Consider the following 22,725-nt stretch of genomic DNA (forward strand, 5'->3'; position numbering starts at 1 on the left):
CATGGTGAGCACGGAGCGTGACTCTCGTCCCGTGAATCGTGAAACATCACCCGCGTCTCAACTCCCGTGCACACGCGAGCGCTTCTTCCGCCGTGAGCGCCGGTCCGTGCCCGACGCACGCGCGTTCGCGCGCAGCGTTCTCATCGCGTGGGGCGTGCGCGGGCGCACGGACGATGTGCTGCTGTGCGTCAGTGAACTGGCCACCAACGCCCTGCTGCACGGGGTACCGCCGGGCCGGGGCTTCCTGCTGCGGCTGCTGGGCTACGGCGACGGCGGCGTCCTACGGGTCGAGGTGCACGACAGCGGGGGCGGTGTACCGGCGGTGCCGGAGCCGGGGGACGGGTGCCCGGGGGAAAGCGGGCGGGGACTGCTGCTGGTGGCGGAGCTGGCGGACAAGTGGGGCGTGGGGGAGCGCCACCCCGGCAAGATCGTGTGGTGCGAGTTCGTCACGCCGCCCTGAGCACCTCGGCGACGGACCTGATCGTCTCCGGGCCCACCCGGCAGCAGCCCCCGATCAGCCGCGCCCCGGACTCCTGCCACCGGGTCACCCGGTCCGCGCTGAAGGTGGGGCGGCCGGTCCAGCCGCGCGCCCCGGCGTCCCACCGCTCGCCGCTGTTGGGGTAGACCACGACCGGCTTGCCGGTGATGCGCGCGGCGAGCGCCACCGCGTGGTCCGCGTCCTCGGGGGTGCAGCAGTTGACGCCCACGGCGATCACCTCGTCCGCCCCGGCCGCCAGGGCGAAGGCGTCCTCCAGCCGCTGGCCGGCGCGGGTGCGGTCGCCGGCGGCGGAGTAGGACAGCCAGGCGGGGACGCCGAGACCGCGCAGGGCGCGCAGCAGCGCCTGCGCCTCGTCCGTGTCGGGGACGGTCTCCAGGGCCAGGACGTCGGGGCGGGCCGCGGCGAGGGCCTCCATGCGGGGGCGGTGGAAGCGCTCCAGCTCGGCGACGGTCAGGCCGTAGCGGCCCCGGTACTCGGAGCCGTCCGCCAGCATCGCCCCGTACGGGCCGACCGAGGCGGCCACCCACAGGGGGCGGGAGGCCCGGGCGCGGCGGGCGGCCTCGCGGGCCGACTCCACGCTCAGGGCCAGCAGTTCGGCCGCCCGGTCGCGGTCGATGCCGCGCCTGGCGAAGCCCTCGAAGGTCGCCTGGTAGCTCGCGGTGATCGCCACATCGGCGCCGGCTTCGAAGTAGGCGAGGTGCGCCTCGGTGATCGCCTCGGGGGCGTCGGCCAGCAGGCGGGCGGACCACAGCTCGTCGGAGAGGTCGTGGCCTGCGGAGGCGAGCTGGTTGGACATGCCGCCGTCGAGGACGAGCGTGCCGGACGCGAGCGCTTCGGGGAGGTCGCGGGCCTGGTGCATACGGCCGACGGTAACCGATGCCGGACCGTGCGGGCCGGGACGCCGGTCACGGCTCCCCGCCGTGCGCCTCCACGGCTTCGGCACGATGCTGGAAGGAGCAGCAAGCTGAATCTGACGCGTCGGCGGTGAGGGCCATGACGGGGTTCGAGGGTGGGGGGCCGCCACCGGCGCACCCCGCCGCCGATCCGCACGGTGATCCGTTCCTGCGCACCCGCTTCAGCGTGCCCGCCTGCCCGGTGACGTTCCTGCGGCGGGAGCGGCTCACCCGGCATCTGGACCAGGCCGGGAACACCCCGCTGACCATGGTCAACGGGGCCGCGGGCGCGGGGAAGACGCTGCTGGTCGCCGACTGGGTCAGGCACCGGGAGGGAATGCCCGTCGTCTGGCTCACCACCGACATCGCCGGGGACGCACCGGGCATGTTCTGGGCGTATCTGCTGCACGCCCTGCGGGCGGCCGGGGTTCCGCTCGGCGCCGAGGTGGGCGTTCCGGCGGACGCGCAGCGGGTGAGCCCGGCCCTGCCGGCCCGGCTGGCCGCCGCGTTCAGCGCCCGCGAGCAGCCCCTGATGGTGGTGCTCGACGAGTTCGACCGGGTCACCTCCCCGGAGATCGCGGAGCAGCTGGAGTTCGTGCTGCACCACGCCGGGCCGGGGCTGCGCCTGGTTCTCGTCACCCGCAGCGAGCCGCTGCTGCCGCTGTACCGGTACCGGGCGGGCGGCGAGCTGACGGAGATCAGGGACGCGGAGCTGGCCTTCACCCCGCCCGAGGCTGCCGAGCTGATGGCCCGGCACGGGCTGCGGCTGCCGCCGGCCGCCGTACGCGCCCTGGTGGAGCGCACCCGGGGCTGGGCGGCCGGCCTCAGGCTGTGCGCGCTGGCGGCGGCGCAGAGCCCGGACCCGGAGATGTACCTGAAGAACTTCGAGGCCGACCGCAGCACGATCGCGGACTTCCTCCTGGCGGAGGTGCTCAAGCGGCAGGACCCCGAGACGCAGGACCTGCTGCTGCGGGTCAGCCTGCTCGACCGCTTCGGCCCCGGCCTGGCGGACGCGCTCACCCGGCGCACCGACGGCGCCGCCATCCTGGCCCGGCTGAGCCGGGACAACGCCTTCGTCGAGCACCTCGGGCACGGCATGTACCGGCTGCACCCGCTCTTCGCGGAGATCCTCCGCGCCCATCTGCGGATGCGCCGGCCCGGTCTGGAGCCCCGGCTGCACCGGCGGGCGGCGCGGGCCCTGCGGCGGTCCGGCTCGCTCGCCGAGGCGCTCGGCCACGGGGCCGCGGCCGGCGACTGGGAGTTCACCGCCGAGGCCCTCGTCGACGACCTCGCCATCGGCCAGTTCTTCACCGGCCTGCGCTCCGACGCGGTCACCGGGCTGTTCTCCCGGATGGGGCAGGAGCCGCGCGGCCCGGCTCCGGAACTGGTGCGCGCGGCGCGGGACCTGTCCCGCAGCGAGCTGGACAGCGGCCTGACCCATCTGCGGCGCGCGGAGCACGCCCTTCAGCCGCGCGGCAGCAGCACCGAGGACGACGACGACACCGCAGCGGCGGCCCGGCTGAGCTGCGCACTGCTCGAGGCGCTGGCCGCCCGGCTCGCGGGGTCCCCCGCGAAGGCCGAGACGGCCGCCGAGAGGGCCGGGAGACTGCGCAGGCAGGTGCCCGGCCGGAAGCTGGCCCGCCATCCCGAACTCGACGCCCTGCTGCTGACGCATCTCGGCTCCGCCCAGCTGTGGGCCGGCCGGTTCGAGGAGGCACGGGCCGCCCTGTCCGAGGTGGCCGGATCCGGCGCCCAGGCGGCCACCGCGCTGCCACGTGAGGACTCCCTGAGCCGCCTGGCCCTGATGGACTACCTCGACGGCCGGCTGGGTGGCGCAGAGCGCAAGGCGCGGGAGGCGCTCGCCGAGACGGAGCGCTTCGGCCTGCCCCAGCCCGCCGGGGCCGGAGTCGAACGCCTGGTCCTCGCGGCCGTCGCCCTGGAACGCGACGAACTCGGCCAGGCACAGTCCCTGCTCGACGCGGCGGTGGTGTCGCGTCCGGCCCTGCGGGACCCGGTGACGGAGGCGGGCCGGGCCATCGTCAGCGCCCGGCTGCACCTGGCGCAGGGCGACGCCGAGGGCGCGCTCAAGGCGGCGGACTGCGAGATCCCGGCGGCCGTCCCCTCGCCCTGGGCGTATGGGCAGCGAGCGGTCGTCGCGGCCGCCGCGCACCTGGCCGAGGGCCGGGCGCACACCGCGGTCGAACTGGTGCAGCGGCTGCCCGAGGACCAGCCCGCGTGCGTCGTGGGCGCCGCCGGCATCGAGTTCGACGCCGGGCGGCCCGGGGCGGCGGCCCAGCTGCTCGACCGGGCGCGGCCCGCGGGGCGCACCGGGCCGGCGGTGACGGTACGGGCGGCGCTGACCCGCGCCCGGGCCGCGGACCGGGCGGGCGACCTGACCACGACGACACGGCTGCTGGCCCGCGCCCTGCGCGAGGCCCGCGGCGAACGGCTGCGGCGGCCCTTCGTCGAGGCGGAACCGTGGATCGGACCCCATCTGCGCTCCCCGGAGCTGCGCAGACTGGCGGAGGGCTGGCTCATCGACCGGACGGACCGGCACACCGGGCCCGGCGGCGGGGGCACCCGGCCCGGGCACCGGCCACCGCCCCGGCCCGTGGAGAAGCTCAGCGGCCGCGAGCGCGATGTGCTGCGCCGGCTGGCGCTGATGATGTCGACCGAGGAGATCGCCGCCGACCTGTATGTCTCGGTGAACACGGTCAAGACCCACCTGAAGAGCATCTACCGCAAGCTCCAGGTCGGCCGGCGCGGTGAGGCGGTGCGCCGGGCGCGCGAGCTGAAGCTGCTGTGAGCGCGGGCGGGCATATCACCTGCACGGGGTGAGCCGCGCGCGCCCTGGCCGGCGGAGTATCGCAGCGTACAGGCACGAGCCGCCGGCCTCAGCCCTCCGGAGAGCAGCTCATGCGCTATGAGATCCGCCTCGACGGGCAACTCTCGGAACCGCTGATCAATGTCTTCCCGGAACTCGACCATGTGGAGATGTCCGGTCAGACCCTGCTGTTCGGGCACGTCGTCGACGACGCCCACCTGTACGGGCTGCTGGCCCGCTGCCAGTCCCTCGGGCTGCGGGTGCTGGAGATCCGCCAGATGCCGGAATGAGATGCCGGAGCGAGCCGCCCGGCCACTCGCGAACCACGCAGGTCCGTCACGGGCCACGCAGGTCCGTCACGAACCACGCAGGTCCGTCACGCGCTCTCGGCGCGCACCCTGCCCGCGCGGACGGCCGCGCCCAGCGCCTCGTGGTCCTGCTCGTTCTGGTCGGCGTACGACTGGGCGAACAGGGTGAGCGCCCGCTCGAAGCGGTCACTTCCGCCCAGATACGCGGCGATGGCGATCGGGTCGCCGGACCGGGCGTGCGCCCGCGCCAGACAGGCCCCGCACACCTGCGCGAACAGGCGCAGCAGACCCGGATCCATGGTCTCGGGGCGTGCGATGCCCTTCCAGTCGCGCAGCTGCCGCACATAGAAGTCGCGGGGGCGGCCGTCCAGGCCGACGGCGTGGGTCCAGCCCAGCAGGATGTCGCTGGTCGTCTGGATCAGCCGCTGGCCCGCCACCACACGGCGGCCCTGGTTCTCCCAGCGGTCGCCGCCGGAGTACGGCGACAGCACCGACTCCTGCGCCTCCTTGGCCTGCAGCAGCAGGGGATCGTCGTCGTCCCGGCCGAGCAGCAGCACGATCCAGCAGCGCGTGCCGACACTTCCGACACCGACGACCTTCCGGGCCACGTCGACCACGTGGTACCGCCGCAGCAGATGCCGGCGCTCCGAGGACAGCGACCGTGCGTAGGTGTCCATGACCTCGTGCAGCGCCTTCTCCTCCGTCGCGGGATCCTCCATCAGATCGCGCAGCGGGGTGATCAGCGGCGGGTCCGGCGTGATGCGGCGGCCGTCCGCCGTGACCCGGGTGAGCTTCTTGAAGGCCTGCAGGTGGGTGCGGGTGCGGGCGCGTGCGGCGGCCTCGTCGGCACGCCGGGCGCCCTCGCGGTTCTGCGAGGAGGCGAGCAGCTCGCGCAGATGGTCGGCGTCGTCCTGCGCGTACCAGATGTCGAGGATCCGCATGCCGGCCAGCTCCCGCATCCGCCGCCGGTACGTTCGCACACACGTCCCGACCGCGTCGTTCTGCTCCGCGGCCGAGAAGCCGTTGGCGCGGCCCGCGATGGCGAAGCTGGCAGCCAGCCGTTTGACGTCCCACTCGAAGGGGCCGGGAAGGGTCTCGTCGAAGTCGTTGATGTCGAACACCAGGTGCCGCTCCGGGGAGGCCAGCAGCCGGAAGTTGAGCAGATGGGCGTCCCCGCACAGCTGGACCGTCAGACCGGTGCCGGGAAGCGGTGCGAGGTCCGAGGCCATGACGGCCGCGGCGCCCCGGTAGAAGCGGAACGGGGACTCCAGCATCCGGCCGTAGCGGATGGGGACCATCTCGGACAGCCGGGTCGCCGACTGTCCCTCGATCAGGCCGACCGGGTCGGGCCGGTCCTGAGCCGCCTCGTACCAGCCGTGGGCCGACCGCGGCGCGCGGTTGCGGGCCTTGCGGCCATGAGCCGCCCGCTCGGCCGGGGACAGGGAAGCGCTGAACGAACCGGGCACGGTCATCGCTGCCTCCCGCCTGGTGGACGGAGCGGGCGGACGCGGCGGGTGCCCCACCCGTCCGTCCCGCCCCGCTCCCCGTCCCATCCATCTCACTCCATCCCATCCCATCGCGCCCGCCGGGGCGCCGGATCACCTGCCGTGGGTGATGCGGCGGCCGGTGCGGGCCGGACGGCGGGCCCGTGTTTCACCCGTGCCGGGTGAGGCAGCGGGCGCCTCGCCCGGCCCACGCTGACATCGGCCCTCCGGTGCAGGTCGTGGAAGGGCCGGAACGGAGGACTGCGATGAGTGCGGAGACCTATCTCGCGTACGACTTTCCGTTGCTGAGCGCCTTCTGGACGATCCTGATCTTCTTCCTGTGGGTGATGTGGTTCGTGCTGCTCTTCCGGGTCGTCCTCGACATCTTCCGCGACGACGACCTGAGCGGCGGCGCCAAGGCCGGCTGGCTGGTGTTCACCATCCTGCTGCCCTTCCTGGGCGTCTTCGTCTACGTCGTCGCCCGCGGCAAGAACATGGGGCGCCGTGAGGCGGCACAGGCGCGGGCGCAGCAGGAGGCCTTCGACGACTACATCCGTGAGGCCGCGAAGGGTACGGGCGGCTCGGCCGGCCGGGTCGACGAACTCGCCCGGCTGTCCGAGATCAAGGCGCGCGGCGACATCACGGACGAGGAGTACCGCAGGGCCAAGGAAATGGTCCTCAGCGGACACGGCACGTGACGAGCTCAGCGGTCACGTCATGCAACAGAAGCTCAGCGGTCACGGCACGTAAGAGAGGCAGCGGCCAATGGCAGCCACACATCCGCCCCACGGCAGCACCACCGGCGCCCATGTGCCCTCGGTCAAACGGCAGTGGGCCGAGGGCCTGACGGTCTTCGCCGGAATCACGCTCGCCATCGCAGGGGTGCTCGGCGTCCTGCGCGGCATCATGGGCATCGCCGAGGACGAGGTCTTCGTCACCACCAGCAACTACGTCTTCGAGTTCGACCTCACCGCCTGGGGCTGGATCCACCTGGTGCTCGGCGTGCTCGCCGTGCTGATCGCCTTCGGGCTGTTCCAGGACAGCATGTGGGCCCGCGTCGCCGGGGTGACCATCGCCGGGCTCGTCATCATCGCCAACTTCCTGTCCCTGCCGTACTACCCGGTGTGGTCCGTGGTGATGATCGCCTTCTCGGGCTTCATCATCTGGGCGCTGTGCGTGTCCAGGTCGGCCACCGGTGCGGATGCGGCCTGACGGCAGGCGTGCGACGTTGAGGGGAGGAGGACGTCGGAACGGGGGCCGGTGATGTGCAGGTGGCTCGCCCACTCGGGAACACCCGTCCTGCTCCGCGAGGTCGGCCCGGCGTGGAGCAACCGCAATCTGCGGGAGATCGCCGGGCATGTGCGCTCGCCGCTGTTCTTCGGCCACATCCGGGCCTCCACGGGCTCCCCGGTGCAGCGGACCAACTGTCACCCGTTCCGCCACGGCCGCTGGATGTGGATGCACAACGGCGCCATCGCGGAGTTCCACCGCATCCGCCGGGACCTCGTCCTGGCCGTCGACCCCGAGCTGTTCCTGTCCCTCGGGGGATCGACGGACTCGGAGCTGATGTTCCATCCGGCGCTCACCTTCGGCCTGGAGGACGACCCGCCCGGGGCGGTCGCGCGCATGGGGAGACCCTGCGTTCACTGCACCCGGACCAAGGCTTCCTCCAAGAGGTCTCGGACGACACCCGGTTGATCGTCTCCGAGCCCCTCGGCGGCATGCCCGGCGCCTGGAACGCGGTCCCCGAGAGCACCTACGGAGTCGTCCAGCCGGAGAGTGACGCCATGTTCCCCTTCCGTCCGGAACCGGTCTGACTGCTCACGGCCTCTGGCGCCCGGGCACCGAATCGGGGTGGGATGAAACCCTGGGGCACCCCGACCGGAACCGGGGTGCCCCAGGCTCACGCCGTGCCCGGGACTCCGGGCAGCTCGGGAACACTTCGGCCGGCGCCGAAGCGTCGCGCTCCTAGCGTGGCCGCATGAGCGACAGCACGCCCCGCACGAATTCCCCCGTGGCCCCCTCCGCCGCCGTCACCGGCATGGTCGACCACGTTCTCGCGCTGGCCGCCACCTGGATTCGGTGGGACGGCGAACCGGTGCACGTCGACGGCCGTACGTACACCCCGCACAAGGCGATCCGGCGCGTCGCCGACCACATGATCGACCACCTGGCCGAGATGGAGGCCCGCCTCGCCGGTGAGCGGCCCCGCCCCGACGACTGGCACGCCTCCGCCGTCACCACCGCCGCCGACCTCGCGCCCTTCACCGCGCACGACCTCGACGAGGCCCGCAGCCGCCTGCTCCGGCTGGCCCGCGTCTGGGCCGTCCGCCTCGACGCCCTCACCGACGACCAGCTCGACCACTCGCCCGGCGACGGCTGGAGCTTCCGGCAACTCGCCCACCACGTCCAGGAATCCGTCTACTACGCCGACGCCGTGGGAGACCTCTCATGACCGCCGCCTTCGCCGCACTGCACCGGTCGGGCCGGCCCCTGCTGCTGCCCAACGCCTGGGACCACGCCTGCGCCGCGATCCTCGCCGCCCACGGCTTCCCGGCCATCGGCACCACCAGCCTCGCCGTCGCAGCGGCGGCCGGACTGCCCGACGGGGCGGGCGTCACCCGCGAGCAGACGCTCCGCCTGGCCCTCACCCTCGGCTCCGAGCCGTTCCTGCTCTCCGTGGACGCCGAGGACGGATTCAGCGACGACCCGGACGAGGTGGCCGAGTTCGCCCGCGAACTGGCCGCCGTGGGCGCCGTCGGCATCAACCTGGAGGACGGGCTCGGCCCCGCCGACCGGCACGCCGCCAAGATCGAGGCGGTCCGCGCCGCCGCCCCGGACCTGTTCGTCAACGCCCGCACCGACACCCACTGGCTCGGGAACGGCGACCCGGACGAGACCCGGAGCCGCCTCACGACGTACCAAGAGGCGGGAGCGCACGGCGTGTTCGTGCCGGGACTCACCGACCCCGAGGAGATCACCCGCCTCGTCCGGCAGCTGGACGTCCCTCTCAACGTCCTCCACTCACCCGACGGCCCCTCCCTGCAGCACCTGGCCGAGCTCGGCGTCGGGCGCGTCAGCCTCGGCTCCCTCCTCTACCGGCGGGCCCTCGGCGCCGCCCTGGAGGCGGCCACCGCCGTCCGCTCGGGCCGCACACCGGCGGGCACCACACCCTCGTACGAGGAGATCCAGCGGCTCAGCGCGTCCGGGGCCAGTTCGTCAGGGTGATGTGCAGGGCCTCGATCGCCTGGTTCCAGGAGGCCTCCAGGTCGCGGGGGGCCGCGAAGGAGCCGGTGGCCTCCAGGGCGCAGAAGCCGTGGAAGGTGCTGCGCAGCAGGCGGACCGCGTCGGTGAGGTCCGGCTCCTCCAGGTCGTAGGCGCGCAGCAGGCCGTAGGTGACCTCGGTGGTCCGGCGCACGGCGGCGGAGCCGGCGATGCGGGTCGGGTCCAGGCGGATCTGGGTCGCCGCATAGCGGCCGGGGTGGGTGAGGGCGTACTCGCGGTAGGCGCCCGCGAAGGCGGCCAGGGCGTCCTTGCCCGTGCGCCCGGCCACCGCCTCCGCGATCCGTTCGATCAGCTCGCCGCCGGCCAGCAGCGCCAGGCGGGTGCGCAGGTCGTCCAGGCCCCGCACATGCGCGTACAGGCTCGCGTCCTTGACACCGAAGCGCCGGGCCAGCGCGGACAGGGTGACCTGGTCGAATCCTGCCTCGTCGGCGAGGTCGGCCGCCGCCGCGACCAGACGGTCGGTGCTGAGCCCGGCACGGGGCAAGGGGGCCTCCGATCGAGGGAGTCGAGTCAGTCGGGAGAGTTGAAAGAGCCGGTGTGCGCAGGGAGCAACCTAATGGATGCCAGGGAGCCGGTGAGGGCCGGTCTGCCGAGGTCAGGCCCTTCCGGCCTGGCGTCACCGGGCCGCCTCGCGTCACTGGGCCGCCGTGAGCACCTCGCGGACGAAGGCGTTGCGGAACTTGCCCGCCGGATCCAGGGTCTCGGCCAGGCGCCGGAAGTCGTCCAGGCGGGGGTAGAGCGCGCGCAGCTGTGCCGCCGGGGTGGTGAACACCTTGCCCCAGTGCGGGCGCGCCTCGAACGGGGCCAGGGCCTGCTCCAGGCGGCGCACCACGGGCAGTACCGCCGCGCTGTCCTCGATCCAGGTGAAGTGAGCGGCCACGGTGTCCCGCCCGTAGGACGGGCTGAGCCACTGGTCGTCGGCGGCGACCAGACGGATCTCGCAGGTCTGCAGCACCGGCGCCAGGACCTCCCGTATGCCGTCCAGCGCGCGCAGGGCGTCCAGGGCGTGCCGGCGCGGCATCAGGTACTCCGACTGGAGTTCGGCCCCACTGCTGGGGGTGAACTCGGCGCGGAAGTGCGGCAGCCGCTCGTGCCAGGGGCCCGGCACCCCGAACTGCTCGGTGCAGTTGACGGCTGGCATGCCCGGAACGGGGTGCATCTTCTCCGTCGCCGGCGTCGCGTACGGGCAGTCGGGCAGCGGCTGGTCGGTGCGGCGCTTCAGCCACACCTGCCGGAAACCCGGCGCCCGCCAGTCCGTGAACAGGCTCACGCTGTACGCCGCCGTCATCACCGCCTCGAACGCCCCCGCGTCCAGCCCTTCGAGCGGCAGCTCGGTGAAGACGTGCTGCTCGACCTCGTAGGCCGGCTCCAGATCGAGGGCGAGCGCCGTCACCACGCCCAGCGCCCCGAGCGAGGTCACCGCGCCCCCGAAACGCTCCTCGCCCCGCCGCACCGTCACCGTCGACCCGTCCGCCGTCACCAGCTCCACCTCCCGCACCGAGGAGGCCAGCGGCCCGTTCCCGGCCCCGGAACCGTGCGTGCCCGTCGCCACCGACCCGGCGACCGAGATGTGCGGCAGCGACGCCATGTTCGCCAGCGCCAGCCCCCGGGCATGCACCTGCCGGGCCAGCTGCGCGTACCGGACGCCGCCGCCCACCCGCACCGTGCGCGCCGCCGTGTCGACGTCCAGCTCGGGCGGCAGGTCCGCCAGCGACAGCAGCACGCCCTCGGCGCCCGGCTCGGCGATCTCGTTGAACGAGTGGCCGCTGCCCAGCACCCGCAGCCGCTCGCTGTCCGCCACCAGCGCCCGCAGCTCGGGCAGGGAATGCGGCCGGTGCAGCGCCTTGGCCGCGTAGGTGATGTTGCCGGCCCAGTTGGTCACCGTGATGTCCGTCATACCGCGGAACCTACCCGGCGCGTCTGAGGACCCCCCGGGCGGGAAGCCGAGCCGCAGGGGGCATACCGTGAGGAGTCGTACGTCCGCACCGGGAGGAGATGACGGGATGGGCAGCCGGACCGAGCTGGTCGAGGATCTTATGGAGCGGTTCCCGCATGTGCCGCGGGAGGCCGTCTTCAAGGAGGACCTGCTCCGCGGCGGCGTGGCCTTCGACCCGTCCGCCCTCAGCGACAACGAGAGCGGCGAGGTCAAGCCGAAGTCCTACTTCATCTTCTCCTTCGACCACGGCACCCTGCCCGAGCTGGGCGAGGCCGCGCTGCGCCGCCCGCCGGAGGAGATCATCCTCACCGGAGGCCCCTACGACCTGCGCCGCACCGTCGTCTCCGTCCGGGTGAACCCAGCCTCGCCCTACCGGGTCGCCGCCGGTGAGGACGGCATGCTCGGCCTCTACCTCGACGGCAAGCGCATCGCCGACGTCGGCGTGCCGCCCATGCCCGAGTACTACCGGCACACCCTGTCCAACGGGAAGTCCGTCATGGAGGTCGCCCCCACCATCCAGTGGGGCTACCTGATCTACCTGACCGTCTTCCGGGTCTGCCAGTACTTCGGCGCCAAGGAGGAGTGCCAGTACTGCGACATCAACCACAACTGGCGCCAGCACAAGGCGGCCGGCCGCCCCTACACGGGCGTCAAGGACGTCGAGGAGATCCTCGAGGCCCTGGAGATCATCGACCGCTACGACACCGCCAAGGCGTCCACCGCCTACACCCTCACCGGCGGCGCCATCACCTCCAAGGTCGCCGGCCGCGACGAGGCCGACTTCTACGGCCACTACGCCAAGGCCATCGAGGAGCGCTTCCCCGGCCGCTGGATCGGCAAGGTCGTCGCCCAGGCGCTGCCCAAGGCGGACGTGCAGCGCTTCAAGGACTACGGCGTGCAGATCTACCACCCCAACTACGAGGTGTGGGACGAGTACCTGTTCAAGATGTACTGCCCCGGCAAGGAGCGGTACGTCGGCCGCGACGAGTGGCACAAGCGGATCCTGGACTCCGCCGAGGTCTTCGGCGCGCGCAACGTCATCCCGAACTTCGTCGCCGGCGTGGAGATGGCCGAGCCCTTCGGCTTCAAGACGGTCGACGAGGCCATCGCCTCCACCACCGAGGGCCTGCGCTTCTTCATGTCGCACGGCATCACGCCCCGCTTCACCACCTGGTGCCCGGAGCCGACCACCCCGCTCGGCAAGGCCAACCCGCAGGGCGCGCCGCTGGAGTACCACATCCGGCTGCTCCAGGCCTACCGGCAGACCATGGAGGACTTCGGCCTGACCTCGCCCCCCGGCTACGGCCCGCCCGGACCCGGCCGCGCGGTGTTCTCCGTCAGCTCCTTCATGGACAGCCTGCCCGCCGAGGAGACGACCGGCGACACGGCCGGGGACACGGCGGAGGCGCCCGCCGAGGTGTGAGCCGCCCGGCGCAGTGGTGCGCACCGATGCGCACCGAGGTGCGAGCCGCACGGCTCGCAGGTGCGCGCCGCCCGGTGCCGAGGTGCGACCCGCCCGGCTCCGAGGGGCGATTCGCCTGATTCATCAGGGAGTTCTGATTCCTCAGGAAGTTCTGAGGAATTAGTGAAGGCCGGAACCGAGACGTTCCGGCCTTCCTTGCGTATGGTCCCGTGAGGGGTGTCGCATGCGCCGCCGCGCCCGCACCGCGGCCGGCGCTTGTCAGGTGCGCCGGGAACGTGAAAGGCTCGGCGGCCACCGCCCCAGGTTGTCCAACTTGGCCACCGATCTGGCGAGTTGGGCTCGATAGCGCGGACCGCAGATGCAGGAGACCCATGCCCGACCTGCCGACCCCTCAGGACGACGCCGAGAAGGCGCTGTTCTCCGAGTACTGGGACGCGGTGCTGTCCTACGCCGAGTTGTGCACCACCGGACCCTCCGCCGCCGCCCAGCTCGCCCACGAGGCCTTCGCCCGCGGCGTCCGTGAGATCCGCGCCGCCGAGACCGGCACGGCCCGCGGCCGCCGCTCCGCCCGGCTCCCGCGCCTCGCCCTGCTGCTGACCGCCGTGCGCACCACCGCGGCCGACTGGGCGGACACCGGGCAGGGCGACCGGCTCGACCCCGGCCTGCGCCAATGGCTCGCCTCCGAGCAGGCCGCCCGCTACACCGGCCCGCCCCTCACCCGGCCGCTCGCCCTGCGCGGACTGCGCGACCTGCCGCAGGCCGACGCCGAACTGCTGTGGCTCGCCGACGTGGAGGCCCTGCCGCTGTCCGTCGCCGCCCGCCGGCTCGGCCTCGACCCCGACACCGCCGCCGGTGAACTCGACCGCGTCCGCGACCAGTTCCGCAACCGCTGCCACCGCGCCCAGCTCGACTCCCCGACGGACGCCGAGTGCCGCAGCTACGCCCGGCTCCTCGACGCCGTCACCCGCTCACCCGCCGCCGACACCCCCGACGACCTCACCCGCCACCTGGCCTCCTGCCCGCGCTGCGCCGAGGCGTCCTCCTGCCTGAGCACCTCCCCGGCGGGACCGGCCGAGGCCCTCGCCGAGGGCGTCCTCGGCTGGGGCGGCCCCGCCTACCTGGAGCGCCGCCGCCGGGCGGCCGACGCACGGCTCGACGCCCCGCACACCTCCGGCGCCGACCACGACGACACCTCCTCCGAACGCAAGGTCCTCGCCCGGGGCGGCCTGCTGGGCACCGCGCTCCTGGTCTCCGCCCTGGCCCTCGCCGTCTCCCTGATGCCCTTCGGCGGCGACCCGGCGGGCGAACGCGTCGCCCACCCCGGGGCCGGCGAACGCCCCGCGTCCGGCCCCGGCGTCTCCCTGCCGCCCGGCACCCCCGAGGCCTCGTCGACCACCGCCGCCACCAACCCCCGCCCCTCGGCGCCCCGCACCGGCAAACCGGCCCCCACCCGCAGCTCCGCCGCGCCCCCGGACAAACGCGACCCCGAGCCCGAACCGCAGGGCACCTCCTCCGCCACCTCCGCGCCCGGCGCGACCGGCAGCGCCGGCCCCGCCGCCTGCCGCGCCGAGTACGACCTGGTGTACCAGTGGCCCGACGGGTTCCAGGCCGAGGTCACGGTCGTCACCCACGTCCCCGTCGACTCCTGGCGCGTCGACTTCACCTTCCGCGACGGACAGCGCATCCGGCAGATGTGGGACGCCGGGGTGACCCAGCGCGACGACCACGTCACGGCCACCGCACCCCACTACAACCGCTCCATCCCCGCCGACGGGAAGATCGCCTTCGGCTTCATCGGAGCCTGGAACGGCAGCAACAACCCGCCGACCGGGTTCGCCTTGAACGGCCGGCCGTGCGAGACGGTCCGGTAGGCGGACGGACAACTCGGCTCATCCTGGCGCGGCTTGTGGGACTGCCAGAGCGGCGGCCCGCTACTCCGCGACGGGCGGCAGAGAAGGGCTGGCGAACGAAAACGCTCGCCGGAAAAACCGTTTGACGGGCAGGGGCGGGCGCGGACTAACGTGACCGCGGACCACACGGGGGCCGCACCGGCTGCCGTACCGGAGCGTCGCGAGGGCGGCGCATGCGCGAGTGAGGAGGTGTCGACAGATGGCCGTCACTGTGCCGGGCGCTGCCCGCATCCAGGAAACCGTCAAGTCCACCTCCGTGGCCGCCGGCTGACTCACTCTTTCCTCCTCCGTGCCCGCACGGGGCACGGCCGCCGGGGCCACCCTTGTGAAGGGTCACTCGTTGACTTCCAGCTCCAGCTCCGGCTCCAGCTCCATCACCACCGGTACCGCTGCCGCTACCGCTACCGCCACCGCGCTCGCCCCGTTCGGCTGGGACGAGGCGTGGGCCGAGGCGTTCGCCCCGTACGACGCGCAGGGGATGCTGCCCGGGCGCGTGGTCCGCGTCGACCGGGGTCAGTGCGACGTCGTCACCGCCGACGGGACCGTGCGCGCCGACACGGCCTTCGTCACCCCGCACGACCCGATGCGGGTCGTCTGCACCGGCGACTGGGTCGCCGTCGAGCCCGAGGGCAACCCGCGCTACGTGCGGGCGTACCTGCCGCGCCGCACCGCCTTCGTGCGCTCCACCTCCTCCAAGCGGTCCGAGGGGCAGATCCTCGCCGCGAACGTCGACCACGCCGTGGTCGCCGTCTCCCTCGCCGCCGAACTCGACCTGGGCCGGGTGGAACGCTTCCTCGCCCTCGCCTGGGAGTCCGCCGCCTAATACAGCACAGCCCTCACCTGCACAGATGCCGTTTGGTGCGGCCGGATCTGTGTTGTAGGAGGGAAATATGACAAGGCGCGTGGCGGAGGAGTTTCGGGATGCGTATCCCGATGAGCTGGTCGGCAAGGGACCCGGAGACCTGGTCGACCTGTACCTCCGCCGTAGCAAGAAGCGGGAGACCCTCGAAACCCTCAAGCAGCACGCGCGCGACCTACGCCGCGAGATGGCGCGGCAGAACCTGACCGTCCGCAAGGTCTGGCTGGAGCAACGCAGCGCCTCCAAACAGCACGTACGACGGGAGAAGCTCGAAGGAGCGATGGCGGCCGTCATCGCCGGCGAGGTGAAGACGCTGGCGGTGTGGAAGACGGACCGTTTCGACCGCAGGGGCATGGCTGCCATCGGCGCGGCTCTCGACGAGTTCGACCGCCGCAAAGCCCGTCTCTATGTGCTTCAGGAGAACCTGGATTCCAGTCAGCAGGGCACACGCATCGTGTTCGCGATCCTCGCCGAACGGGCCCGCGAGGAGATCAAGGACCTGACACTCCGTGTCACAACGGGCAAGGCCGCGGCACGGACAGCAGGAAGGTGGTCCGGAGGCCGGACGCCTTATGGCGTGCGCTCACCCAAGGGCTCGGGAATCCTCGAACGGCACCCCGGCGAGTACCTGCACGCTCGGCGTATCGCCGACGAGCTACTCAAAGGCCGCTCAGCCATGAGCGTCGCGCACGAGCTTGAGAGGGACGGAATCCGGACCCGTGACGGAGCTCGCTGGACGTCCCGGGCCATCGTCCGCATGGTGAAGTCGCCGGCCTGGGCCGGTCTACTGCCCTCGAAGGAGCGGAAGTACGACGCTGACGGCCAACCGCTCGACGTGTGGATCCCCTCGGTAGAGCCAGAACGGGATTCCCGCGGCCGCCCGGTCAAGATCGGCGAGGGAGTCGTGTCTCCCGGAGAGCGCCTACGCATCCTCGCGTCGATCGAGGAGAGGGTCAGCAAAGTCGGCGGCGGTTCCACGGGCAAGCGTCCGCACACCACCTTCCTCGGCGGCATACTCCGGTGCCCTCGCTGCCACCACACGATGACAGGCAGCGGCGGAGAACGGGGACGTATCTATCGGTGTCGGATCCGTGGAACGTACGGCAACGACGCCTGCCCCGGCGTCGTGGTGCGAGCCGAGCGTTTGGACGCCGCCGTCGAGGCGATGTGGCTGAGCCATGTGTCCGCCCTCGAACACGGGGACCCGGGCCTGGACGCGATCGTTCGCCGCTGGTCCATCCTCCACGACCCGGAGCGAGATGCCCAGCGCATCGAGCTCATGGCCAGCCTGGATGCGGCACGTGCGCGTCGTGAACTGCTGCAGCACGACTACTACATCGAAGGCAGGCTCTCTGCAGAGCGGTTCCGTGAGCTCTCGGACGCCCAGACCGAGTTGATCGAGGCCCTGGAGAAGGAAGCGGCGCGCCTCGCCATGGAGGCCGATCTGACCGTCTTCTTCGCGGACGGTGAGGCGCTTACCGAGGCGTGGGAGGAGGCGACACTTCAGGACCGCCGGATGCTGCTGGGATGTGTCCTGAAGTCCCTGACCATCACCGTGCCGAAGCACTCGGGTGACAGGACGCCGATCATGGAGAGGCTCGTTCCTCAGTGGGTGGCCTGAACGGTGCGAGGGAACCGGACGCGGCAGGCCGTATGCCCAATCCGTGACGTCGAGCGCGCTCGTGTTCGTCAGCACTTCTGATCTTCCGTGTCACATGCGGAACTGAATCCGGCGTACAGCCTGACTCGTCTGCCGCTACCTGCGGCTTTGCCTTGGAAAGGGCCTCTGACCTGCGCCGGAGGTCCTTTCCTTTCCGATCTTTCAGGGGCTTGCCGCGTTAGGCCGCGAAAAGTCCCGGAAGTCCCTCAGACAGCGCTGAAAGTCCCTGAAAAGTCCCTGGGATGCAGAGGTAGGGGGATGACCCGCGGGGGCTGCGCGCTCTGCCTGTCGCCGTCGACCTCGACATAGCGAACAAGGCGCTGACGGTCGGTCGCAGCACGGATTACGCGCTGGCGAAGCGGGGCGAGTACCCGGCCATGGTCCTCAAGCTCGGCAACGCGTAGGTGTGGTCACAGCGGACCTCCACCGCCTGCTGGGTATCGTCCCGGATGGTGGACGCGGGGAGAGCGAACTCGCTGCATGGCCCATCTGCCGGACGGCGAGTCGGGCCTGCCACTCGTCTGTGCCCAGAGTGTTCTCGCGCATCGCCGTTCGGAGCCGGGCGAGCATCCTCGTGCTGACCCAACGGCGTGGCGGACCCCCGTCCGCGCATCGGGAGGTGTATAGGAAGAGGCCAGTGCGGACGGCGCAGTCCGCAGGGTGAGGCCGAGGTGGTCGATGGCGGGCGGGGCGCATGAGGAGTTGGTGCAGTACGGCCAGCTTGGTGATCTGGGTCTTGAGTTGCTGCGACGCGTCGGGCGTCAGGTGGCACGATCCCAGGGATTCCCACCGCCCGAAGGTCATGCCGCGTGGACGGACGAGGCCGTCGACGAGCTCCTGTTCGAGATGATCAGCAGGAAGGGCGAGAACTTCCTCCTGACCTGCTTCCTGAAGACGGTCGACGACGCTTCCCTGGAGAAGATGTTCTTCACGTCGATCAGGAATTTCTTGATCGACGAAGCCAAACGTACCGAGCGGGGGAAGCTGCGGCGGCGCTTCGCCGCGCGCCTTGGCGCGGACAGCCGGTTTCGCGCGGTGGCTGGTACTTCGCCCCGGTGGGCCCTGACCTCTCATCCGCCCGGCGCCGTTTGGCAAGGCGATCTTGATGAACTGGTCAAAGCCGCCTGGGAAGTGCGTGGAGTATGGATCACTGCCTGGAACCACTCCGGGCCGACCCCCAGGGAAACCGTGCGCGCCCTGATGGCCGTACTCACCGGAGTGCTGGAGGCCGCAGGTGGAGCGGTCCGGGAGGAAGAACTGGCCAAGGTTCTTGAAGCCCGCTTCGAGCTACTCGCTCCTGCCGAGTTCACCGCGCTGTACGCGGATGATGGCGCGCTCATCGACTCTGCCACCGAGCAGGAACACGGGACCGTTCCCGTGGAGGCCGAGACCGTAGCCGGGGAAATCTGGGCCGACATGTCCCCACAGGAGCGGACGCTGCTGTCGTTCCTGGAAGACGATCCGGCGGAAGTCTCCGTCCTGCTTGGACTAGGGCGCCGACAGACGTCCGCGATCATGGATGCGCTGCGTGAGAAGCTCATGCTGGCTCTGACCGCTGAGGGTAGCGATCCCCGAGAGGTAGCCGCAGCGCTGCTGCGCCGCAGCAGTGAACCCCCCTGACGTTCGGCGAGTGACGTCGTTTGTCCATAGTGGGAACAGACCGCCGAGAGGAATGGGGGCCGCCCGATGAGCCAGGCATCGAGCAGCGCATATGAGCGGCTGCGCGCTGCAGCCGCCCAGCTGCATGTTCCCGATGCGGTCCGTACTGCGGCGGCGGCAGCGCCGGGTGATCCCCGACCGGGCCAGATCTGGCGCGCTGTGTGGGAAGGCGTCGTCGAGGTCGTGGCTGTCGCGGCGGTCGATGACACCACGGTGCACGCCTTGCCGGTCTCCCTGGAGACACGCTTCTATGACCCCGACACGGTGCTGCTGCCCGCCGAGGCTTCCACACTGGAGCAGCCGCTTGCCCTGTGGTGCGGTCTGGGCAGCCGCCTTCCGTGGTATGTCCTGGACCGGCAGGTCAGCGAGCTGTCCGTTCCCTTGGAAGCCGACGGCTCACCCGCCCCGGATGCCTCCGGGTACCGCTATGGCAGCCCCCTTCCCAGCCCCGCATCGCAGGCGGCCGAGTTCCGCTCCGCCCTCGCCGACACCATGGAAGTGCTGGCGACGGCGCGCTGGGCGCCTCGGGGCAGTGGCGGTCTGCCTGCCCTGCTGAGGCAGTGCGGCCTGGGCCCCACCGAACTGATCCATCGCTTGAGCATCAAGCCACCGCGCGCCCTCGCGCTGCTGCGCGCGCAGACACCTCTCACCCCGCCCGAAGCTCGCCTCCTCGCACCGACCCTGGGCATGTCTGCGGACGCGATCCTGGCTGCCAATCCGCCGTTGCCCGACCGTTTGGTGCACGAGCTGAGTCGCCCCGCCCGCCGCGAACAGATCCGTCGGCTCGCCCACCTCACCGGAACCGCTGAACGGGAAGTCCGCTGGCAGGCACTCTTTGCCACGCTCACACTGGCAGCGCGTCAGGAGCGCCCTGCGGAAGCGGACTGGCCTGCTCGGGTAGACCGCTATTTCCACGTTCACCTAGGCCCGGAGAGCGAGTGATGGACTACCTGCGCCGCGCCGCGGCCCGTACCCAGGCCAAGGCCATGCTCACCATCTTGCAGCGCGACCACCCCGGCGCTGCCGAGCGGCTGGGCGACGGCGCCCTTGACGAGCTGCGGCAGTGGCCCGGTCTTGAGGTCAGGGACGTACCCGACGATCGCTCCGGCGGCGGTTGCAGTGTCTCCGGCGCCTATTTCGCCGGCACTCCTGCCGTCCTCGCCGTCGCCACCTCTGCCAGCCTGGCTCGCCGCGAGTTCACCGGTCTCCATGAGCTGGGCCACCACCTGCAGCAGACCGTGGTGGAGTTGATGGACGTCCTGCTTGCCGAGCCCGACGGTGGCGCCGCCCTGGAGGATGCTGCCTGCGATGCCTTCGCCGCCGACGTTCTCCTGCCCGACACACTCGCCGATCGCCATATCACTGCCGTCGGCCCTACGGCGGACGATGCGGTCGCGCTGTGGCGGGCGAGCAATGCCTCCCGTATGGCGGCGTGCGTGAAAGCCAGCGAACGCCTCCCAGCTCCCGGTCACATCCTGATCCTCGACCGCGACGGCATCCTCGCCTTCGGTGCCTCCCACGGCCTGCCCCCACTGCGGCGCGGCAGCGACCAGAGCCAGGTCCCGGTCCTGCGCACGGCCCTGTCGGGCCAGGGACACGCCGAGGGACGTGGCCGGCTTGCCTACCGTGACGGCGCCGTTGTCGGTGAGGAGCTGTACCTGCAGACCGCGGCCATGGACGGCTACGTCCTCGCCGTCGCCGTCACCGACCTCGCGCCCTGGAGGACCTTCGCACCCTCCGTTCGATACAACGGCCCCGAGGCCGCCAGCTATACCTGCGCACACTGCGGGGAGGACTTCACCTCCTTCGCCCGCGCCTGCGCCCGCTGCGAGTCTGCCCCGTGCCCCGACTGCGACCGCTGCGGCTGCGACCGCAAGGTGTCCGAGCGCCAGTGCACGGCCTGCTTCGTCGTCCATCCGGCGGCCATGTTCGACGGCGCCAGCAGCCGCTGCCGCGACTGCGACTGAACTCTCGTCACACCCGTCGCGCTACCGCCGAGTTACGTCGTCTGTCCCCAGTGAAGGCACCCACCCCGGGCGCCCCACCACGTACGGGACCCCGGAGCCGGCACCGGGCACCACGATCTACCCGGCCGGCAGAAACGAGCACGACAGCACGATGAACGACAGCACCAAGGGCGCCTTCGATGCCTTCGACGAGGAACTCAACCTCGATGGCCGCGAGCGCAAAAGCGCCCAGAAGCGGCACAACGAGATCACCGAACACCTGGTGAACGCCGGCCTGGCCATCGCCACCTTCCTGCAGGGCAGCTTCGCCCGCAAGACGATGCTTAAGCCGCTCAAGGACGTCGACATGGTCATCCGGATGCACCCGCGCCTGGAGAAGACCCTGCGTCAGCCCGGCGGCCCCGCCCACGCGATGAGCCTCATCCGCGAGGTCATCGCCGAGAAGTACCCCGACGCCCTCTTCGACGTGGATGACGCCCCTGCCCACGCCCTCCAGGTCACCTTCGCCGAGCTGGACTTCACCTTCGACCTGGTCCCCGCGCTCGACGTGGAAGACAGCGAGATCGTCTACATCGCCGACAGGGAGAACGACACCTGGGAGTGGTCCAACACCCGTACGCTCAACCGGATCATCAGCACCCGCAACCAGGCCACCGGCGGACGGTTCGTCCACCAGGTCCGCATGCTGAAGTCCTTCAAGAAGAGCCACCCCCTCCTCGACGACACCTGCGGGCTGCTGTGGGAGGCCTTCGCCTACGCGGCCGTCACCGGCCCGCTTGAGCACTCCCAGGCCCTCGCCACCACCCTGGCTCACGCCGCCCAGGCGGTCACCCACCCGGTGCTCGACCCGACCGGTGTTGACGACCTCACCGCCGAGTGGACGATCGACGAGCGCAATACGTACGCCACCACGCTGGCCGCCACCGCCCGACGGGCGGCCGAGGCGCGACGTCTGGAAGAGGACGGACAGCACGCTGCGGCCATCGAGATCTGGCACACCCTGATCGGGGACCCGTTCCCGCAGGCCGAGGCCCAGAGCGCCGCCGACGCGCTGCGCGCCCTGGCTGCCGGCAGCATCACCTCCACCGGACGCGCCGTCGTCTCCCCGCGCGGGCAGCAGCCCGCGCGACCGGCCCGGTCATGGCGTACTCGCTGAAGGCGGTGCTCGCCGACCCCGGCGCAGCCGCCGACCACCTGCTCCACGCCGATACCGTCTACGGCGTGGAGCAGGCGGCTGGCCGCATCGGTCCGGGCGGAGCCGCGCTCCTCGAACTCACCTTGCGCCCGCTGCCCGCCCTGGAACGCGAGAACTACCCCACCGAACGTGTCCGCCTCGTCATCCGACCCGACTACACCGTGCACGCCTTCCCGCTCGACTCGGCCGACCGTGCCTTCAAGCACCGCAACCCGCCGCCGCTGAGAGACTTGTGCCTGCAGTACCCCGGCGATGACGCGGCCCTGCGCTGGATCCCCGAGGACGGCCTGGAAGCGCTGATCACTCTCGTTCACCGACATCTGCTTTACGAAGAGGCTTGGCGCCGCTCCGGCACCTGGCCGGCCGAAGACGCACCACATGGCCAACCCGCCCACGGCACCCACCCACTGCGTACCGCCGAGACACAACAGGAGGCTCGCCGATGGGCCCGGCACCCCTCACCGCACCAGAAACGGCATCCACATCTGTGATCACGATCCTCGCGCTCGTCCTCGGCTCCTCCGTCGTCGCGGGAGCTCTCGGACACATCCTCACTGGCCTGCGCGCTGGAGCGACGGTCCGCCGAGACCGCTACGCCGCCGCGGTGAAGGTCTTGGTCGCACGTATCGAGTACCCCTACCGGATACGCCGGCGCACCAGCGACGATCCCGAGGTCCTGAGCACGCTCGCCATCACCGGACACGACCTCCAGGAGACCCTCGCAGAGAGCCGCGCTTGGATCGCGACGGAGAGCACGGTACTCAGTGAGCAGTGTGCATCGTGAAAACTGCACGTCAGGTGGGCTGGTGTGCACGGGGTTCGG

At 71.6% G+C, this 22,725-nt stretch carries 20 protein-coding genes and 3 pseudogenes; 19 read left to right on the top strand and 4 right to left on the bottom strand.

All coding sequences use genetic code 11. The features are described from left to right. Position 1 precedes the first annotated feature (1 nt). Positions 2-460 carry an ATP-binding protein gene (locus tag ABD207_RS16025; RefSeq protein WP_344013574.1) on the top strand — a complete coding sequence of 153 codons (459 nt, stop codon included), beginning with the start codon at positions 2-4 and terminating at the stop codon, positions 458-460. Here the strand turns inward: ABD207_RS16025 and mmuM are convergent. Then, positions 447-1,358 carry a homocysteine S-methyltransferase gene (gene mmuM / locus ABD207_RS16030; protein WP_344013576.1) on the bottom strand — a complete coding sequence of 304 codons (912 nt, stop codon included), beginning with the start codon at positions 1,356-1,358 and terminating at the stop codon, positions 447-449. The genes ABD207_RS16025 and mmuM overlap by 14 nt on opposite strands. Positions 1,359-1,492: 134 nt before the next feature. Between mmuM and ABD207_RS16035 the strand changes: the two genes are divergently transcribed. After that, complete coding sequence (locus tag ABD207_RS16035) at positions 1,493-4,198, top strand: winged helix-turn-helix domain-containing protein (RefSeq protein ID WP_344013578.1); 2,706 nt, start codon at positions 1,493-1,495, stop codon at positions 4,196-4,198. Between the two features lie 110 nt (positions 4,199-4,308). Further along, complete coding sequence (locus ABD207_RS16040; RefSeq protein WP_344013579.1) at positions 4,309-4,506, top strand: hypothetical protein; 198 nt, start codon at positions 4,309-4,311, stop codon at positions 4,504-4,506. A gap of 86 nt (positions 4,507-4,592) precedes the next feature. On the opposite strand, the gene ABD207_RS16045 is transcribed toward ABD207_RS16040, so the two are convergent. Beyond that, positions 4,593-5,996, bottom strand: a complete 1,404-nt coding sequence (locus tag ABD207_RS16045) for a DUF2252 domain-containing protein (protein WP_344013580.1) — start codon at positions 5,994-5,996, stop codon at positions 4,593-4,595. Between the two features lie 278 nt (positions 5,997-6,274). Between ABD207_RS16045 and ABD207_RS16050 the strand changes: the two genes are divergently transcribed. The 5 genes and pseudogenes from ABD207_RS16050 to ABD207_RS16070 all read left to right on the top strand — a co-directional run bounded on the left by ABD207_RS16050 (position 6,275) and on the right by ABD207_RS16070 (position 9,236). Continuing rightward, positions 6,275-6,706 (top strand): SHOCT domain-containing protein, encoded by a 432-nt coding sequence (locus tag ABD207_RS16050; RefSeq protein ID WP_344013582.1) that lies wholly within the window; start codon positions 6,275-6,277, stop codon positions 6,704-6,706. Between the two features lie 67 nt (positions 6,707-6,773). After that, on the top strand, positions 6,774-7,220 hold the full coding sequence (locus ABD207_RS16055) for a DUF7144 family membrane protein (RefSeq protein WP_344013584.1): 447 nt from the start codon (positions 6,774-6,776) through the stop codon (positions 7,218-7,220). A gap of 51 nt (positions 7,221-7,271) precedes the next feature. Next, positions 7,272-7,825: pseudogene (locus tag ABD207_RS16060) on the top strand (class II glutamine amidotransferase). A 164-nt stretch (positions 7,826-7,989) separates the two neighbouring features. Further along, entirely contained in the window at positions 7,990-8,463 is a 474-nt protein-coding gene (locus tag ABD207_RS16065; protein WP_344013587.1) for a hypothetical protein, read from the top strand. Further along, on the top strand, positions 8,460-9,236 hold the full coding sequence (locus tag ABD207_RS16070; protein ID WP_344013589.1) for an isocitrate lyase/PEP mutase family protein: 777 nt from the start codon (positions 8,460-8,462) through the stop codon (positions 9,234-9,236). Before ABD207_RS16065 ends, ABD207_RS16070 begins: the two co-directional genes overlap by 4 nt. On the opposite strand, the gene ABD207_RS16075 is transcribed toward ABD207_RS16070, so the two are convergent. Beyond that, positions 9,205-9,777, bottom strand: coding sequence for a TetR/AcrR family transcriptional regulator (locus ABD207_RS16075; protein ID WP_344013591.1), 573 nt, complete (start codon positions 9,775-9,777; stop codon positions 9,205-9,207). The two genes, ABD207_RS16070 and ABD207_RS16075, sit on opposite strands and share 32 nt — an antisense overlap. A gap of 150 nt (positions 9,778-9,927) precedes the next feature. Next, complete coding sequence (locus ABD207_RS16080) at positions 9,928-11,190, bottom strand: FAD-binding protein (RefSeq protein ID WP_344013593.1); 1,263 nt, start codon at positions 11,188-11,190, stop codon at positions 9,928-9,930. A gap of 106 nt (positions 11,191-11,296) precedes the next feature. Here ABD207_RS16080 and ABD207_RS16085 point away from each other — a divergent pair, with 106 nt between their 5' ends. The 11 genes and pseudogenes from ABD207_RS16085 (at position 11,297) to ABD207_RS16135 (ending at position 22,686) form a co-directional block, all read left to right on the top strand. Continuing rightward, positions 11,297-12,652: a radical SAM protein gene (locus ABD207_RS16085; RefSeq protein ID WP_344013595.1), complete on the top strand. Its 1,356-nt coding sequence runs from the start codon at positions 11,297-11,299 to the stop codon at positions 12,650-12,652. A gap of 371 nt (positions 12,653-13,023) precedes the next feature. Beyond that, positions 13,024-14,523: a cellulose binding domain-containing protein gene (locus tag ABD207_RS16090; RefSeq protein WP_344013596.1), complete on the top strand. Its 1,500-nt coding sequence runs from the start codon at positions 13,024-13,026 to the stop codon at positions 14,521-14,523. 412 nt (positions 14,524-14,935) lie between these two features. Continuing rightward, positions 14,936-15,382 (top strand): annotated as a pseudogene (gene rsgA, locus ABD207_RS16095) (GTPase RsgA); the annotation flags it as partial. Positions 15,383-15,464: 82 nt separating this feature from the next. Next, on the top strand, positions 15,465-17,042 hold the full coding sequence (locus ABD207_RS16100) for a recombinase family protein (RefSeq protein ID WP_344013598.1): 1,578 nt from the start codon (positions 15,465-15,467) through the stop codon (positions 17,040-17,042). Between the two features lie 311 nt (positions 17,043-17,353). Next, positions 17,354-17,523: pseudogene (locus ABD207_RS16105) on the top strand (integrase); the annotation flags it as partial. A gap of 263 nt (positions 17,524-17,786) precedes the next feature. Then, on the top strand, positions 17,787-18,701 hold the full coding sequence (locus tag ABD207_RS16110; RefSeq protein WP_344013600.1) for a hypothetical protein: 915 nt from the start codon (positions 17,787-17,789) through the stop codon (positions 18,699-18,701). Positions 18,702-18,767: 66 nt separating this feature from the next. After that, entirely contained in the window at positions 18,768-19,682 is a 915-nt protein-coding gene (locus ABD207_RS16115; protein ID WP_344013601.1) for a hypothetical protein, read from the top strand. After that, positions 19,682-20,707 carry an ImmA/IrrE family metallo-endopeptidase gene (locus tag ABD207_RS16120; protein WP_344013602.1) on the top strand — a complete coding sequence of 342 codons (1,026 nt, stop codon included), beginning with the start codon at positions 19,682-19,684 and terminating at the stop codon, positions 20,705-20,707. Before ABD207_RS16115 ends, ABD207_RS16120 begins: the two co-directional genes overlap by 1 nt. A gap of 151 nt (positions 20,708-20,858) precedes the next feature. Beyond that, positions 20,859-21,863 (top strand): SMODS domain-containing nucleotidyltransferase, encoded by a 1,005-nt coding sequence (locus ABD207_RS16125; protein WP_344013605.1) that lies wholly within the window; start codon positions 20,859-20,861, stop codon positions 21,861-21,863. Next, positions 21,848-22,393 carry a hypothetical protein gene (locus ABD207_RS16130; RefSeq protein WP_344013607.1) on the top strand — a complete coding sequence of 182 codons (546 nt, stop codon included), beginning with the start codon at positions 21,848-21,850 and terminating at the stop codon, positions 22,391-22,393. The genes ABD207_RS16125 and ABD207_RS16130 overlap by 16 nt, the downstream gene beginning before the upstream one ends. After that, complete coding sequence (locus ABD207_RS16135) at positions 22,390-22,686, top strand: hypothetical protein (RefSeq protein WP_344013609.1); 297 nt, start codon at positions 22,390-22,392, stop codon at positions 22,684-22,686. Before ABD207_RS16130 ends, ABD207_RS16135 begins: the two co-directional genes overlap by 4 nt. Positions 22,687-22,725: the final 39 nt, after the last annotated feature.

It is taken from the genome of Streptomyces thermospinosisporus (assembly GCF_039526425.1).
Classification (GTDB): Bacteria; Actinomycetota; Actinomycetes; order Streptomycetales; family Streptomycetaceae; genus Streptomyces; species Streptomyces thermocarboxydovorans.